This window comes from Sulfuricella sp., assembly GCF_035531155.1.
Taxonomy (GTDB): domain Bacteria; phylum Pseudomonadota; class Gammaproteobacteria; order Burkholderiales; family Sulfuricellaceae; genus Sulfuricella.
In genome coordinates, this window is sequence record NZ_DATKTK010000033.1 from 1 (window position 1) to 15743 (window position 15743).

12 protein-coding genes, 1 tRNA gene and 1 pseudogene are annotated in these 15743 nt (G+C 57.6%); all 14 read left to right on the forward strand.

Going from position 1 to position 15743, the window contains the following annotated elements; translation table 11 throughout:
• Positions 1-141, forward strand: a pseudogene (tuf, locus tag VMV64_RS06915) (elongation factor Tu); the annotation flags it as partial.
• A 63-nt stretch (positions 142-204) separates the two neighbouring features.
• Positions 205-280 (forward strand) — tRNA-Trp (locus VMV64_RS06920).
• Between the two features lie 101 nt (positions 281-381).
• The gene (gene secE / locus VMV64_RS06925) at positions 382-729 is read left to right on the forward strand and encodes a preprotein translocase subunit SecE (RefSeq protein ID WP_325329227.1); all 348 of its coding nucleotides are present in this window, start codon (positions 382-384) and stop codon (positions 727-729) included.
• On the forward strand, positions 729-1262 hold the full coding sequence (nusG, locus tag VMV64_RS06930) for a transcription termination/antitermination protein NusG (protein ID WP_325329228.1): 534 nt from the start codon (positions 729-731) through the stop codon (positions 1260-1262). Before secE ends, nusG begins: the two co-directional genes overlap by 1 nt.
• A gap of 79 nt (positions 1263-1341) precedes the next feature.
• The gene (gene rplK / locus VMV64_RS06935; protein WP_325329229.1) at positions 1342-1773 is read left to right on the forward strand and encodes a 50S ribosomal protein L11; all 432 of its coding nucleotides are present in this window, start codon (positions 1342-1344) and stop codon (positions 1771-1773) included.
• A 1-nt stretch (position 1774) separates the two neighbouring features.
• Entirely contained in the window at positions 1775-2470 is a 696-nt protein-coding gene (gene rplA, locus VMV64_RS06940; RefSeq protein ID WP_325329230.1) for a 50S ribosomal protein L1, read from the forward strand.
• Positions 2471-2851: 381 nt separating this feature from the next.
• Positions 2852-3376 (forward strand): 50S ribosomal protein L10, encoded by a 525-nt coding sequence (gene rplJ / locus VMV64_RS06945; RefSeq protein WP_325329231.1) that lies wholly within the window; start codon positions 2852-2854, stop codon positions 3374-3376.
• Between the two features lie 58 nt (positions 3377-3434).
• On the forward strand, positions 3435-3809 hold the full coding sequence (rplL, locus tag VMV64_RS06950; protein ID WP_325329232.1) for a 50S ribosomal protein L7/L12: 375 nt from the start codon (positions 3435-3437) through the stop codon (positions 3807-3809).
• Positions 3810-3945: 136 nt separating this feature from the next.
• The gene (gene rpoB / locus VMV64_RS06955) at positions 3946-8019 is read left to right on the forward strand and encodes a DNA-directed RNA polymerase subunit beta (protein ID WP_325329233.1); all 4074 of its coding nucleotides are present in this window, start codon (positions 3946-3948) and stop codon (positions 8017-8019) included.
• A gap of 96 nt (positions 8020-8115) precedes the next feature.
• Positions 8116-12318 carry a DNA-directed RNA polymerase subunit beta' gene (gene rpoC, locus VMV64_RS06960; RefSeq protein ID WP_325329234.1) on the forward strand — a complete coding sequence of 1401 codons (4203 nt, stop codon included), beginning with the start codon at positions 8116-8118 and terminating at the stop codon, positions 12316-12318.
• Positions 12319-12499: 181 nt separating this feature from the next.
• Positions 12500-12877: a 30S ribosomal protein S12 gene (gene rpsL, locus VMV64_RS06965; protein ID WP_325329235.1), complete on the forward strand. Its 378-nt coding sequence runs from the start codon at positions 12500-12502 to the stop codon at positions 12875-12877.
• 43 nt (positions 12878-12920) lie between these two features.
• On the forward strand, positions 12921-13391 hold the full coding sequence (rpsG, locus tag VMV64_RS06970) for a 30S ribosomal protein S7 (RefSeq protein ID WP_009206589.1): 471 nt from the start codon (positions 12921-12923) through the stop codon (positions 13389-13391).
• Between the two features lie 101 nt (positions 13392-13492).
• Positions 13493-15586 carry an elongation factor G gene (gene fusA / locus VMV64_RS06975; protein WP_325329236.1) on the forward strand — a complete coding sequence of 698 codons (2094 nt, stop codon included), beginning with the start codon at positions 13493-13495 and terminating at the stop codon, positions 15584-15586.
• Between the two features lie 28 nt (positions 15587-15614).
• The coding region (locus VMV64_RS06980) for a GTP-binding protein (protein ID WP_325329226.1) at positions 15615-15743 on the forward strand (129 nt) is incomplete at its 3' end.

Below are 15743 nucleotides of genomic sequence, written 5' to 3' on the forward strand. Positions count from 1 at the left end.
GAAATGGTGATGCCTGGCGACAACGTCTCGATCACGGTCGCGCTGATCCAGCCGATCGCGATGGAAGAAGGTCTGCGCTTCGCGATTCGCGAAGGCGGCCGTACCGTCGGCGCCGGCGTCGTGGCAAAGGTTATCGAGTAACAACGTAATGAGGAAAGGGTAATGGGTGATGAAACCGATTGCCCGTCTCTCATTGCAAAAATTAGGCCAGTAGCTCAATTGGCAGAGTATCGGTCTCCAAAACCGAGGGTTGGGGGTTCGAGGCCCTCCTGGCCTGCCAGATAGATGGTGTGGAAAAGCGAACGGGCGACAGAAATAATAAATTGATCGGGCGACCGGCATGTGTGCCGGTCGCTGTTTGCATTTCCGAAAAGAAACCTTATGACAGATAAAATCAAATTGGGCTTGGCTGTACTGCTGCTTGCGGCAGGAATTGCCGGCTTCTACCTGTTGTCCGAACATGCTTTGGTGTTGCGTGTGCTGGCAGTGTTGGTGGGTGTGGCCATGGCGATTTTCGTGGCACGGTTTAGCGGGCCCGGTCAGCAGTTTTTCGCCTTCGGCAAGGATGCGTGGGTAGAAACCAAGAAGGTCGTATGGCCGACCCGCAAGGAAACATTCCAGACCACCGGCGTCGTATTTTTGCTGGTGGTGGTGATTGCGATTTTCCTGTGGATTGTGGATGCCAGCCTGATGTGGGCGGTCAAATTATTGATGGGCCAGGGGGATTGATGGCAATGCGATGGTACGTTGTGCACGCCTATTCGGGCTACGAGAAGAGCGTGCAACGAGCCCTGCAGGAGCGCATTGAGCGCGCAGGCATGCAGGACAAGTTCGGCCAGATTCTCGTGCCGGTCGAAGAAGTGGTCGAGATGAAAAGCGGCCAGAAAAGCATCAGCGAGCGCAAGTTCTTCCCGGGCTATGTGCTGGTGCAGATGGAAATGGACGATGAAACCTGGCACTTGGTAAAGAATACCGCCAAGGTGACCGGTTTTGTCGGCGGTTCCGCGCAAAAGCCGACTCCGATCAGCGAAAAGGAAGTCGCTGCTTTGATGCAGCAGATCCAGGAGGGTGTGGAAAAACCCAGGCCCAAGGTGCTGTTCGAGGTTGGCGAGGCGGTGCGAGTCAAGGAAGGGCCATTCACCGATTTCAATGGCATGGTGGAAGATGTCAATTACGACAAGAGCAAGTTGCGCGTGTCGGTGCTGATTTTCGGTCGTTCCACGCCGGTGGAACTGGAATTCAGCCAGGTCGAGAAGGCCTGAGAAAAAGGTTTTTTAACTGGGGAGCTCGGTACGGCGATTTGTATAGAGCGTTTGCACCCATTTTAGAGGAGTTGTAAAAGTGGCAAAGAAGATCATCGGTTACATCAAGCTGCAGGTGCCTGCAGGCAAAGCCAACCCCAGCCCACCCATCGGTCCGGCATTGGGTCAGCGCGGCCTGAATATCATGGAGTTCTGCAAGGCGTTCAATGCCCAGACCCAAGGTCTGGAAGTGGGTCTGCCGATCCCGGTGGTGATTACCGCCTACGCGGACAAGAGCTTCACCTTCATCATGAAGACGCCGCCCGCCACCGTGCTGATCAAGAAGGCAGCCGGCGTGCAAAAAGGCAGCCCGCGTCCGCATACCGACAAGGTGGGTAAGCTGACGCGCGCCCAGGCAGAAGACATCGCCAAAGCGAAGATGCCCGACCTGACCGCTTCCGATATGGATGCGGCAGTGCGCACTATCGCTGGCAGCGCCCGCAGTATGGGCATTGAAGTGGAGGGCGTATAACATGGCACATATTTCCAAACGCACCAAGGCGATCACGGCCAAAGTCGATCGCAACAAGGCCTATTCCCTGGTGGACGCGCTGGCGCTGGTCAAGCAAACTGCCACCGCCAAATTTGACGAGTCCATCGACGTGGCCGTGAATCTCGGTATCGATGCGCGTAAATCCGACCAGTTGGTGCGCGGCTCCGTCGTGTTGCCGCGTGGTACCGGCAAAACCGTCCGCGTTGCAGTGTTCGCCCAGGGTGACAATGTGGCCAAGGCCAAGGAGGCAGGCGCCGACATCGTCGGTTTCGAAGATCTGGCTGCTGAAATCAAAGCCGGCAAGATGGATTTCGACGTGGTTATCGCTACTCCCGATGCCATGCGCATCGTGGGTCAGCTTGGCCAGATCCTTGGCCCGCGCGGACTGATGCCTAACCCTAAGGTTGGCACGGTAAGCCCCAACGTGGCTGAAGCGGTGAGAAACGCCAAGGCCGGCCAGGTGCAATACCGCACCGACAAGGGTGGCATAGTGCAATGCACCATCGGTCGTGCCTCCTTTGGCGAAGATGCCCTCAAGGAAAACCTGCTGGCTCTGGTGGATGCCTTGAATAAGGCCAAGCCGGCTGCCTCCAAAGGTATTTATTTGAAGAAAGTGGCCCTCTCCAGCACCATGGGAGTGGGCGTCAGGGTGGATCAAGGCACTCTGACTGCATAAAGAACTTTGGGTCTGCCGGGGGAAGCTCCGGCAGGCCATCAAAGACCGTTGGGGCCTGAGAGTAATGTGTAATGGGTAATGGGTGATGAGTGATGAGAAGAAGCATACCTCGCCCACCCCGATACATGGAGTTCGACGGCTTAATCGGTAGCGCGTGATGCTGGAAGAGCAATGGGTTTCATCACCCATTTACTCATTATCCATTGCAGCTCCGCCCAACGCAGATGGCGTGCCCAGACGGGTTTTGAAATTTGTTGCCGACAATTTGATTTGCCAGCGAAAATTTCTCCTGAATGAAGGTCGCCGTGGGTAAGTTCAGAAAACGGATGCGAGAAATCGCATCCGTTTTCGGGGCTAATTTTAACGGAAGGAGGGAAGACCTTGAGTCTGAATCTTGAAGAGAAAAAAGCAGTTGTAGCGGAAGTGATCGCGCAGCTGGCAAGTGCTCAGACCATCGTGGTGGCTGAGTATCGCGGCATGGAAGTGAAAGACATGACCAAGCTGCGTGCCAAGGCTCGCGAAGCCGGCGTTTTCCTGCGCGTGTTGAAAAACACCCTGGTGCGTCGTGCCGTTGCAGAAACGCCGTTTGCGGGTTTGTCCGACCATCTGGTCGGGCCGCTTGCTTATGGTATTTCCAGCGACCCCGTTGCGGCGGCTAAAGTACTGCACGAGTTTGCTAAAGGCAATGAGAAGTTCGTGATCAAGGCCGGAGCCATGGCGAATTTTGTGATGTCCTCCAAGGATGTCGCAAACCTCGCCACCATGCCAAGTCGCGATGAATTGCTGTCCAGGCTCATGGGTACGATGCAGGCGCCGATCGCGACGTTCGTGCGTACGCTCAACGAAGTGCCGACCAAGTTCGTACGCGGACTTGCTGCCGTGCGCGACCAAAAGCAGGCCGCTTAACCAGCTGCAACCTAATCTTAAATCTAGTTTCAAATTAATTATTCAGGAGTTGTAAATCATGGCTATTTCCAAAGCTGAAATTCTCGACGCAATCGCTGGTATGACCGTTCTCGAGCTGTCCGAAATGATCAAGGACATGGAAGAGAAGTTCGGCGTTTCCGCTGCAGCCGCCGCTGTTGCTGCTGCTCCGGCGGCTGCTGCTGCCGCCGCTGTCGAAGAGAAAACCGAGTTTGACGTCATTCTGACTGGCGCCGGCGACAACAAAGTGAACACCATTAAAGTGGTTCGCACCATCACCGGTCTGGGCTTGAAAGAAGCCAAAGACTTGGTCGACGGCGCTCCCAAGGCTGTCAAGGAAGGCGTTTCCAAGGCTGATGCCGACGCTGTTGCCAAGCAGCTGATCGAAGCCGGCGCGACCTGCGAAGTCAAGTAAGCACTGCTGTACCGAGATCAGGCTGGCGGGAAACCGCCAGCCTTTTCCCGCTTTTAGAAGCCGGCAGATAGCAGACCGCCGTTATTGCAGTCTTCTACCTTCCGTCCTCTGATGCGGAAACATTCATGGAGATACTATGAGCTACTCTTTTACTGAGAAAAGACGTATCCGCAAAAGCTTTGCCAAGCGCGCCAGCGTGCTGGAAGTGCCTTTTCTGCTGGCTACCCAGCTGGATTCCTACGCGGCTTTTCTGCAAGCGGAAGTCAAGCCCGAAATTCGCAAGAGCGAAGGCCTGCAGGCCGCGTTCAGCTCGATTTTCCCGATCGAGAGCCATTCCAAGAATGCTCGTCTGGATTTCGTTAGCTATAAACTTGGCGAACCGCCGTTTGACGTGGTGGAATGCCAGCAGCGCGGATTGACCTTCGCAGCCCCGTTGCGCGTCAAGGTGCGCCTGACCATCATGGATCGGGAAGCCTCCAAGCCGACGGTGAAGGAAGTCAAGGAGCAGGAAGTATACATGGGCGAGATTCCGCTCATGACCCGCTCCGGCTCGTTCGTGATCAACGGCACTGAGCGCGTGATCGTGTCCCAGTTGCACCGTTCTCCTGGCGTGTTCTTCGAGCACGACCGTGGCAAGACGCACTCTTCCGGCAAGTTGCTGTTCTCGGCACGCGTGATTCCCTATCGCGGCTCCTGGCTGGATTTCGAATTCGATCCGAAAGATTACCTCTACTTCCGTATTGACCGCCGCCGCAAGATGCCGGTAACGATCCTGCTGAAGGCATTGGGTTACCAGCCTGAGCAGATCCTCGCTCAATTTTTTGTCAATGATACTTTCCATCTGGCCAAAAAGGGCGTGCAGTTCGAGTTGGTCCCGGAGCGTCTGCGTGGTGAAGTCGCCAAGTTCGATGTCGCGGGCAAAGATGGCACCATTATCGTGCCCAAGGACAAGCGCATCACCGTCAAGCACATTCGCGACATGGAAAAAGCCGGCATCAAGAAGGTGTCCGTGCCGGACGACTTCCTGCTGGGCCGGGTGCTGGCCCACGCTATTGTTGACAAGGAAAGCGGCGAGATCATCGCCAACGCCAACGACGAGATTACCGAAGAGCTCCTGGCGACATTGCAGGCTGCTGGCGTCGCCAAGATCAACACCCTCTATACCAACGACCTGGATCAGGGGCCCTATATTTCGCAGACCTTGCGCATTGATGAAACGCTGGATCAAACTGCTGCGCGCGTCGCCATCTATCGCATGATGCGTCCTGGCGAGCCTCCCACCGAGGATTCAGTGGAGGCGTTGTTCAGTGGCCTGTTCTTTAGCGAGGAGCGCTACGACCTGTCCGCCGTCGGTCGCATGAAGTTCAATCGCCGTGTCGGCCGCGAAGCGTTGACCGGCAACATGACCCTGGATAATGACGACATTGTTTCGGTGATCAAGATTCTGGTTGAACTCAAGAACGGTCGCGGCGAGATCGACGATATCGACCACCTCGGCAACCGCCGGGTGCGTTCGGTTGGCGAGCTGGCAGAAAACCAGTTCCGAGCCGGACTGGTCCGCGTCGAGCGCGCCGTCAAGGAGCGCCTGTCCCAGGCCGAATCCGAGAACCTGATGCCGCACGACCTGATCAACGCCAAGCCGGTGTCAGGCGCGATCAAGGAGTTTTTCGGTTCGTCCCAGTTGTCGCAATTTATGGACCAGACCAACCCGCTGTCCGAGATCACCCACAAGCGTCGCGTTTCGGCGCTGGGCCCGGGCGGTCTGACCCGCGAGCGCGCCGGCTTCGAGGTGCGCGACGTGCATCCCACCCATTACGGCCGGGTGTGCCCGATTGAAACGCCGGAGGGCCCGAACATCGGCCTGATCAACTCCCTGGCGCTGTTCGCACGCACCAATGAATACGGCTTCCTGGAAACACCTTACCGCAAGGTGGTGGATGGTAAGGTCAGTGACCAGATTGATTATCTGTCGGCGATCGAAGAAGGCAAGTATGTGATCGCCCAGGCCAATGCCGACCTCGACAAGAGCGGCAAGTTCGTGCAGGACCTGGTGTCCTGCCGCCATCATAACGAATTCGCTCTGTCCACTCCGGACAAAGTGCAATATATGGACGTGGCGCCGTCGCAGATCGTCTCTGTGGCGGCCTCGCTGATTCCGTTCCTGGAGCACGACGATGCCAACCGCGCGCTGATGGGTTCCAACATGCAGCGCCAGGCGGTTCCCTGCCTGCGTGCCGAAAAGTCGCTGGTGGGCACCGGCATCGAGCGCACCGTGGCGGTGGATTCCGGCACCACAGTGCAGGCCCGCCGCGGCGGTGTTGTCGACCATGTCGACGCCGGCCGCATCGTGGTGCGGGTGCATGACGATGAGGCTCTCGCTGGCGAAGTGGGCGTGGATATCTACAACCTGATCAAGTACACCCGTTCCAATCAGAACACCAACATCAACCAGCGTCCGCTGGTGAAGGTGGGGGATGTGATCGCTGCGGGCGATGTGATCGCCGACGGCGCATCTACCGACATGGGCGAACTGGCGTTGGGCCAGAACATGCTGGTGGCGTTTATGCCGTGGAACGGCTACAACTTCGAGGATTCGATCCTGATCTCCGAGCGCGTGGTGGCGGATGATCGCTACACCTCGATCCACATCGAAGAACTGTCCGTTGTCGCACGCGACACCAAGCTCGGGCCGGAAGAGATTACCCGTGATATTTCCAACCTGTCCGAGCGTATGCTCGGCCGTCTCGATGAATCCGGCATCTGCTATATCGGTGCCGAAGTAGAGGCGGGCGACGTACTGGTGGGCAAGGTTACGCCCAAAGGCGAAACCCAGCTCACGCCGGAAGAGAAGCTCCTGCGCGCCATTTTCGGCGAGAAGGCGTCCGATGTGAAGGATACCTCCCTGCGCGTGCCGTCCGGCATGTCCGGCACGGTGATCGATGTGCAAGTATTCACTCGCGAGGGAATCGAGCGTGACGTGCGTGCACAGCAGATCGTCGACGATGAACTCAAGGGTTTCAAGAAGGATTTGGCTGACCAGATGCGCATCGTCGAGAACGATGCCTTCGGCCGGATAGAAAGGCTTCTTGTCGGCAAGACCGCCAACGGTGGGCCGAAGAAGCTGGCTAAAGGCAGCAAGGTCACCAAAACCTATTTGACTGAGGTCGAACGTCACTCGTGGTTCGATATCCGCCTTTCCGAGGAGGATGCCGCACGCCAGCTGGAGCAGTTGAAGGAGAGCCTGGCGCAGAAGCGGGTCGAATTCGATGCGATGTACGAAGAGAAAAAGAAAAAACTCACCAGTGGCGACGAGCTGCCGCCCGGCGTGCAGAAGATGGTCAAGGTCTACGTCGCGGTGAAGCGCCGCCTGCAACCCGGCGACAAGATGGCCGGTCGCCACGGTAACAAGGGTGTTATTTCCAAGATCGTTCCGATCGAGGACATGCCCTATACCGCCGACGGCATCCCGATGGACATCGTGCTCAACCCGCTGGGCGTGCCTTCGCGCATGAACGTGGGGCAGATCCTGGAAGTCCACCTGGGCTGGGCGGCCAAAGGTCTCGGGATCAAGATTGGCGACATGCTCAAGGCGCATGCCAAGATTCAGGATATGCGCAAGTTTCTCGGGAAAATCTACAACAGCAGCGGCAAGCATGAGGACATCGACTCCCTGTCCGACGACGAAGTGCTGACCCTGGCGCACAACCTGCAGGGCGGCGTGCCGTTCGCAACGCCGGTGTTCGACGGTGCGACCGAAGCTGAAATCAAGGACATGCTGGAGCTGGCGGGCTTGCCCCGTTCAGGCCAGATATTCCTGAGCGACGGACGCACCGGTGAAGCCTTTGAGCGTCCGGTCACGGTGGGCTATATGCACGTGCTCAAACTGCACCATCTGGTGGACGACAAGATGCACGCACGTTCCACCGGACCTTACAGTCTGGTCACGCAGCAACCTCTGGGTGGTAAAGCGCAGTTCGGTGGCCAGCGTTTCGGCGAGATGGAAGTGTGGGCGCTTGAAGCTTATGGCGCCGCGTACATCCTCCAAGAGATGCTGACCGTGAAGTCGGACGACGTCAGCGGACGCACCAAGATTTACGAGAACATCGTCAAGGGCGAACACAAGATCGACGCCGGCATGCCGGAATCCTTCAATGTGCTGGTCAAGGAAATCCGCTCGCTGGCCATTGATATCGACTTGGAACGCTATTGATTTGGTAGTGAGGAGTGAGGCGAGAGGAGTGAAGCGTGCGGTTCGCACACTTCAGTTCCTCGCCCCTCACTCCTAAACCCTCACTGGAGGAACGACATGAAAGCACTGCTCGATTTATTTAAACAGGTTACCCAGGAAGAAGAATTCGAAGCGATCAAGATCGCTCTGGCTTCTCCGGAGAAAATCCGCTCCTGGTCCTACGGTGAAGTAAAGAAGCCGGAGACCATCAACTATCGCACTTTCAAGCCGGAGCGCGATGGCCTGTTTTGCGCCAAGATTTTTGGACCGATCAAGGACTATGAGTGTCTTTGCGGCAAGTACAAACGCCTCAAGCATCGCGGTGTGATCTGCGAGAAATGCGGCGTCGAAGTGACCCAGTCCAAAGTTCGCCGCGAGCGCATGGCTCACATTGAGCTGGCCTCCCCGGTAGCCCATATCTGGTTCCTCAAGTCGCTGCCCTCGCGGCTCGGCATGGTGCTGGACGTGGCGCTGCGCGACATCGAGCGGGTGCTGTACTTCGAAGCTTACGTGGTGACCAATCCGGGCATGACGCCGCTCAATCGAGCCCAGTTGTTGACCGAGGACGACTACCTGGCCAAAGTGGAAGAATACGGCGACGAATTCCACGCCTGCATGGGTGCGGAAGGCGTGCGCGAGCTGTTGCGCACCCTTAACATCGAGGCTGAGGTCGAGAAGCTGCGCAAGGATTTGTCCGAAACCGGTTCCGACACCAAGATCAAGAAGCTTGCCAAGCGCCTCAAGGTGCTGGAGGCATTCCAGAAATCCGGCATCAAGCCGGAGTGGATGATCCTGGAAGTGCTGCCGGTGCTGCCGCCGGAACTCCGTCCGCTGGTGCCGCTGGATGGCGGCCGCTTCGCGACCTCCGACCTGAATGACCTGTACCGTCGCGTAATCAACCGCAACAACCGCCTGAAGCGCCTGCTGGAGCTGAAAGCGCCTGAAATTATCGTGCGCAACGAGAAACGGATGCTGCAGGAATCAGTGGATTCCCTGCTCGACAACGGTCGTCGTGGCAAGGCCATGACCGGCGCCAACAAGCGTCCATTGAAGTCGCTCGCCGACATGATCAAGGGCAAAGGCGGTCGCTTCCGCCAAAACCTGCTGGGCAAGCGCGTCGATTACTCCGGCCGTTCCGTGATCGTGGTCGGTCCGCAGCTCAAATTGCATCAGTGCGGTCTGCCCAAGAAAATGGCGCTGGAGCTGTTCAAGCCCTTCATTTTCCACAAGCTGGAAGTGCTCGGCCTGGCCACGACCATCAAGGCGGCCAAGCGCATGGTGGAAGATGAGATTCCGGAAGTCTGGGACATCCTGGAAGACGTAATCCGCGAGCATCCGGTCATGCTGAACCGCGCGCCGACTCTGCATCGTCTCGGTATCCAGGCATTTGAACCGGTGCTGATCGAGGGCAAGGCAATCCAGTTGCATCCGCTGGTTTGCGCGGCGTTCAACGCCGACTTCGACGGCGACCAGATGGCCGTGCACGTGCCGCTGTCGCTGGAAGCCCAGATCGAGGCGCGTACCTTGATGCTGGCCTCCAATAACGTGTTGTCGCCCGCCAACGGCGAGCCGATCATCGTGCCATCGCAGGATATCGTGCTGGGTCTGTATTACATGACCCGCGAAAAGATCAATGCCAAGGGCGAAGGTACGCTGTTCGGCACGATCAGCGAGATCTCGCGTGCCTATGAGTCGCGCCAGGTCGAATTGCATGCCAAGGTCACTGCGCGCATCAAGGAATACGAGCTGGATGAGGAAGGCAACAAGCGCGAAAAAATCACGCGTTACGAGACCACGGTCGGCCGGGCTTTGCTGTCCGAGATTCTGCCCGTTGGATTGCCGTTCCCTCTGATCAACAAGGCGCTGAAGAAGAAAGAAATTTCCAAGCTGATTAACGCCAGCTTCCGTCGCTGCGGCCTGCGCGAAACCGTGATTTTCGCCGACAAGCTGATGTATACGGGTTTCGCATACGCGGCTCGCGCCGGCATTTCGATCTGCGTCGACGACATGCTGGTGCCGACGGAGAAGGAACAGCTGATCGGCGCTTCCGAGAAAGAGGTCAAGGAAATCGAGGCGCAGTACACCTCCGGCCTGGTGACTCAGGGTGAGCGCTACAACAAGGTGGTGGATATCTGGGGCCGTTGCGGCGACCAAGTGGCCAAGGCCATGATGAACCAGCTCGGCACCGAGCCGGTAGTCAACCGGGATGGTAAGACGGTCACCCAGGAGTCATTCAACTCGATTTACATGATGGCTGATTCCGGCGCTCGCGGCTCCGCGGCGCAGATTCGCCAGTTGGCCGGTATGCGGGGTCTGATGGCCAAGCCTGACGGCTCGATCATCGAGACCCCGATTACGGCAAACTTTCGCGAGGGTTTGAATGTTCTGCAGTACTTCATCTCTACTCACGGCGCACGTAAAGGTTTGGCCGACACCGCGCTGAAGACCGCGAACTCCGGCTACCTCACCCGCCGTCTGGTGGACGTGACCCAGGATCTGGTGGTCACCGAGAACGATTGCGGCACTGCCGAAGGCATGGCGCTGAAGGCGCTGGTCGAAGGCGGCGAAGTGGTCGAGCCGTTGCGTGAGCGTATCCTCGGCCGCACCACTGCGGTGGATGTGGTTAACCCGGAGACCAGCGAGACCGTTTACGAGGCTGGCACGTTGCTGGACGAAGATGCGGTGGAAGCGATCGAGCAGATGGGCATCGACGAAGTCAAGGTGCGCACCCCGCTGACCTGCGAAACCCGCTACGGCTTGTGTGCCAAGTGCTACGGCCGCGACCTCGGGCGCGGCTACGAGGTGAACGTGGGCGAGGCAGTCGGTGTGATCGCTGCGCAGTCCATCGGCGAACCGGGTACCCAGCTGACCATGCGTACCTTCCACATCGGCGGTGCGGCATCCCGTGCGGCAGCAGCAAGCCAGGTCGAGATCAAATCCAACGGCCTAGCGCGCTTTGCCTCAGGCATGCGCTACGTGACCAACGCCAAGAACGAACAGATCGTGATTTCGCGCAGTGGCGAAGTGATCATCACCGACGACAACGGCCGCGAGCGCGAGCGCCAGAAGATCCCTTACGGCTCTACCCTGCTGGCGTCGGACGGCTCTGTCGCCAAGGCTGGCCAGGTGCTGGCGACCTGGGATCCGCATACCCGCCCGATCATTACCGAATACGCGGGAACGGCGCGCTTCGACAACGTTGAAGAAGGCGTTACCGTGGCCAAGCAGCTCGACGATGTGACGGGCTTGTCCTCTCTGGTTGTGATCGATCCCAAGCGCCGCGGCACCACCCAGTTCAAGGGCTTGCGTCCGGCGGTCAAGCTGCTGGATGACAGCGGTCAGGAAATCAAGATCGCCGGCACCGACCTGCCGGTTAACATCACTTTCCAGCTGGGCTCGATCATTACAGTGAAGGACGGTCAGATGGTCAACGTCGGCGACGTGCTGGCGCGGATCCCTCAGGAAACCTCCAAGACCCGCGACATTACAGGGGGTCTGCCGCGCGTGGCGGAACTGTTCGAAGCACGTTCGCCGAAGGATGCCGGCTTGCTGGCTGAAGTTACCGGCATCGTGTCGTTCGGCAAGGACACCAAGGGCAAGCAGCGTCTGGTGATCACCGATCTGGACGGTGTCCCCCACGAATATCTGATTACGAAGGACAAGCACGTCACCGCTCACGACGGTCAGGTGGTGAACAAGGGCGAAAGTATCGTCGACGGCCCGGCTGATCCGCATGATATCCTGCGGTTGCGGGGGGTCGAGGCGCTGGCACGCTACATTACCGATGAAGTACAGGACGTGTACCGCCTCCAAGGTGTGAAGATCAACGACAAGCACATCGAAGTGATCGTGCGCCAGATGCTGCGCCGCGTGACCGTGGTGGACCCGGGCGAGACCCGCTTCATCCAGGGCGAGCAGGTGGAGCGCGCCGACGTGCTGGCGGAGAACGAGAAAATGGTGGCCGAGGGGAAAGAGCCGGCTGTTTACGAGTACATGTTGCTGGGCATCACCAAAGCGTCGCTGTCTACTGATTCGTTCATCTCCGCCGCTTCCTTCCAGGAAACGACGCGCGTGCTGACTGAAGCGGCGATCATGGGCAAACGGGACGAGTTGCGTGGCCTGAAAGAGAACGTCATCGTTGGCCGCCTGATTCCGGCGGGTACTGGCTTGGCCTTCCACACCGCTCGCCGCAGGCAGAAGTCGGGCCAAGGTTTGGTGATGGGCGCAGAGGCGATCGAAGAGTCGCCGGCCGCACCGGAAGGCAGTGAGCTTTCGACCTGAGGTATCCCCCATGCGGTGAAATAACCGCATGGGGAGCTTGACATTTGGTCAGGGAGAAAATAGAATCCACAGTCTTTTTAGCAGCGGCTAAATTCCTGCGCCGGATTCCTTATGGGCGCTGTGCATATATTTGGGACGGCAACCGTTGCCGTCCCCGTTATTTTTTAGGAATGGATTATTAATGCCAACGATTAACCAGTTAGTGCGTAAACCGCGCGAGCCCAAGCCTGTCAAGAGCAAAGTGCCTGCGCTGGAAGGTGGCCCGCAGAAGCGCGGCGTCTGTACTCGCGTCTACACCACGACGCCGAAAAAGCCGAACTCGGCGTTGCGTAAAGTGGCACGTGTGCGCCTTACCAACGGCTTCGAGGTGTCCAGCTACATCGGCGGTGAAGGCCATAACCTGCAGGAGCACTCGGTGGTGCTGATCCGTGGCGGCCGTGTTAAGGACTTGCCTGGTGTGCGTTACCATACAGTGCGCGGCAGCCTGGATACCGCTGGCGTGAAAGATCGTAAACAGAGTCGTTCCAAGTACGGCACCAAGCGCCCGAAGGCGGCTTAAACCAATTTAAAAGCTAATTTATAAAGATAGCTCCGAGGTAATTATGCCAAGACGTAGAGAAGTTCCCAAGCGTGAAGTCCTGCCTGATCCGAAATTCGGCAGTGCGGAAATTTCCAAGTTCGTAAATGTGTTGATGACGGCAGGTAAAAAGGCCGTTGCTGAGCGGATTATTTACGGCGCTTTGGAGCAGATTGAGAAGAAAAGCGGCAAGAACCCGCTTGAAGTGTTTACTCAAGCGCTGGGGAATGTGCGTCCTTCCGTTGAAGTGAAGAGCCGCCGGGTCGGTGGTGCCAACTACCAGGTTCCGGTTGAAGTTCGCCCGGTTCGCCGCACTGCTCTGGCGATGCGCTGGATCAAGGATGCGGCACGCAAGCGTGGCGAGAAGTCGATGGGCTTCCGCCTGGCTGGCGAATTGCTGGACGCCGCTGAAGGTCGCGGTTCCGCGATGAAAAAGCGTGATGAAATACACCGTATGGCCGAAGCCAACAAGGCGTTCGCACATTACAGGTTCTAATTTAGCCACAGAGAACACGGAGGTTACGGGCTCAGGCTGGCTGTTTTCTCCATGTTCTCTGTGAACTCTATGGCAATAAGGCTTTAGTAAAGGTTTTAACTGTGGCACGTAAAACACCCATTGAACGATATCGCAACATCGGCATCAGCGCGCATATTGACGCCGGCAAAACCACCGCGACCGAGCGGGTGCTGTTTTACACCGGTGTATCGCACAAGATCGGTGAAGTGCATGATGGCGCAGCCACCATGGACTGGATGGAGCAGGAGCAGGAGCGCGGGATTACCATTACCTCCGCAGCGACGACCTGTTTCTGGAAGGGGATGGACAACAATTACCCCGAGCATCGCATCAATATCATCGACACGCCGGGCCACGTTGACTTCACTATCGAAGTGGAGCGCTCGATGCGCGTGCTGGACGGCGCCTGCATGGTGTACTGCGCGGTAGGCGGTGTGCAGCCCCAGTCTGAAACCGTGTGGCGTCAGGCTAACAAGTACGGTGTGCCGCGCCTGGCCTTCGTTAACAAGATGGACCGTTCCGGCGCCAACTTCTTCAAGGTTTACGACCAGATGAAGAGCCGTCTGAAAGCTAACCCGGTGCCGTTGCAGGTGCCAATCGGGGCGGAAGACAAATTCGAAGGCGTCGTCGACTTGGTTCGCATGAAGGCGATTTACTGGGATGAAGCCTCCCAGGGCATGAAATTCGACCTGCGCGATATTCCGGCCGACCTCCTGGCGATCGCCCAGGAGTGGCGCGAAAAGATGGTGGAGAGCGCCGCCGAGGCGTCCGAAGAGTTGATGAACAAATACCTCGAAGAGGGTGATTTGTCGGAAGCTGAAATCAAGCGCGGCCTGCGTCAACGCACGATTGCGGGCGAAATCGTACCGATGCTGTGCGGTTCCGCATTCAAGAACAAGGGCGTGCAGGCGATGCTGGACGCCGTGATCGACTACATGCCGGCACCGACTGATATTAAGCCGGTGGAAGGCGAGCTGGAAAATGGGGAGCGTGGCAGTCGCAAGGCGAGCGACGATGAGCCGTTTGCCGGACTGGCGTTCAAGATTATGACCGATCCTTTTGTCGGTCAGCTGATTTTCTTCCGCGTCTATTCCGGCATGGTGAAAACTGGCGACACCATCTACAACCCGATCAAGGGAAAGAAAGAGCGCATCGGCCGAATTCTGCAGATGCACGCTAATCAGCGCGAAGAACTCAAGGAAGTGTACGCGGGTGATATCGCGGCGGCAGTGGGCCTCAAGGAGGCGACCACGGGCGATACGCTGTGCGACCTGAACAAAACGATCATCCTGGAACGCATGATATTCCCTGAGCCAGTGATTCACGTCGCCGTGGAACCCAAGACCAAGGCTGACCAGGAGAAAATGGGCCTGGCTCTTAATCGTCTGGCGCAGGAAGATCCATCGTTCCGCGTGCGCACCGACGAAGAAACCAATCAAACCATCATTTCCGGCATGGGTGAGTTGCATCTGGAAATTCTGGTCGACCGCATGCGCCGCGAATTCGGCGTCGAGGCCAACGTGGGTGCGCCGCAAGTGGCTTACCGCGAGGCGATCAGGAAAGAAGTCGAAGTCGAAGGCAAATTCGTCAAGCAGTCCGGTGGTCGTGGCCAGTATGGTCACGTCTGGATCAAGATGGGCCCGAACGAAGCGGGCAAGGGCTTTGAGTTCATCGATGCCGTCAAGGGCGGGACTGTGCCGCGTGAATATATTCCCGCAGTGGAAAAGGGTTTGCGCGAAACCTTGCCGAATGGTGTGCTCGCCGGATTCCCGGTGGTGGACGTGAAAGTGACGTTGTTCGACGGTTCTTACCATGACGTCGATTCCAACGAAAACGCCTTCAAGATGGCGGCTTCGATGGCGTTCAAGGATGGTATGCGCAAAGCCAGCCCGGTGCTGCTTGAGCCGATGATGGCGGTGGAAGTCGAAATGCCGGAAGAAAAAATGGGCGACGTGATGGGCGATCTTTCCTCCCGTCGCGGCATGATCCAGGGCATGGATGACATGGCTGGCGGCGGCAAGTCCATCAAGGCCGAAGTGCCTTTGGCTGAAATGTTCGGCTATTCCACCACGCTCCGTTCGCTGACTCAGGGTCGTGCAACGTATACCATGGAATTCAAGCATTACGCAGAGGCGCCGAAGAATGTCGCCGAAGCAATTATTAACAAGAAATAATCGTTCTTTGAGATAGAGGGAAGTCATCATGGCAAAAGGCAAATTTGAGCGGACGAAGCCGCACGTAAACGTGGGCACGATTGGTCACGTGGATCACGGCAAGACGACGCTGACGGCGGCGATCACCACGATCTTGTCGAAGAAGTTTGGCGGCGAA

Coding starts and splice junctions, on each gene's coding strand:
- secE (WP_325329227.1), top strand. CDS start 382: ATGACAGATAAAATCAAATTGGGCTTGGCTGTACTGCTGCTTGCGGCA.
- nusG (WP_325329228.1), top strand. CDS start 729: ATGGCAATGCGATGGTACGTTGTGCACGCCTATTCGGGCTACGAGAAG.
- rplA (WP_325329230.1), top strand. CDS start 1,775: ATGGCACATATTTCCAAACGCACCAAGGCGATCACGGCCAAAGTCGAT.
- rplL (WP_325329232.1), top strand. CDS start 3,435: ATGGCTATTTCCAAAGCTGAAATTCTCGACGCAATCGCTGGTATGACC.
- rpoB (WP_325329233.1), top strand. CDS start 3,946: ATGAGCTACTCTTTTACTGAGAAAAGACGTATCCGCAAAAGCTTTGCC.
- rpoC (WP_325329234.1), top strand. CDS start 8,116: ATGAAAGCACTGCTCGATTTATTTAAACAGGTTACCCAGGAAGAAGAA.
- rpsL (WP_325329235.1), top strand. CDS start 12,500: ATGCCAACGATTAACCAGTTAGTGCGTAAACCGCGCGAGCCCAAGCCT.
- rpsG (WP_009206589.1), top strand. CDS start 12,921: ATGCCAAGACGTAGAGAAGTTCCCAAGCGTGAAGTCCTGCCTGATCCG.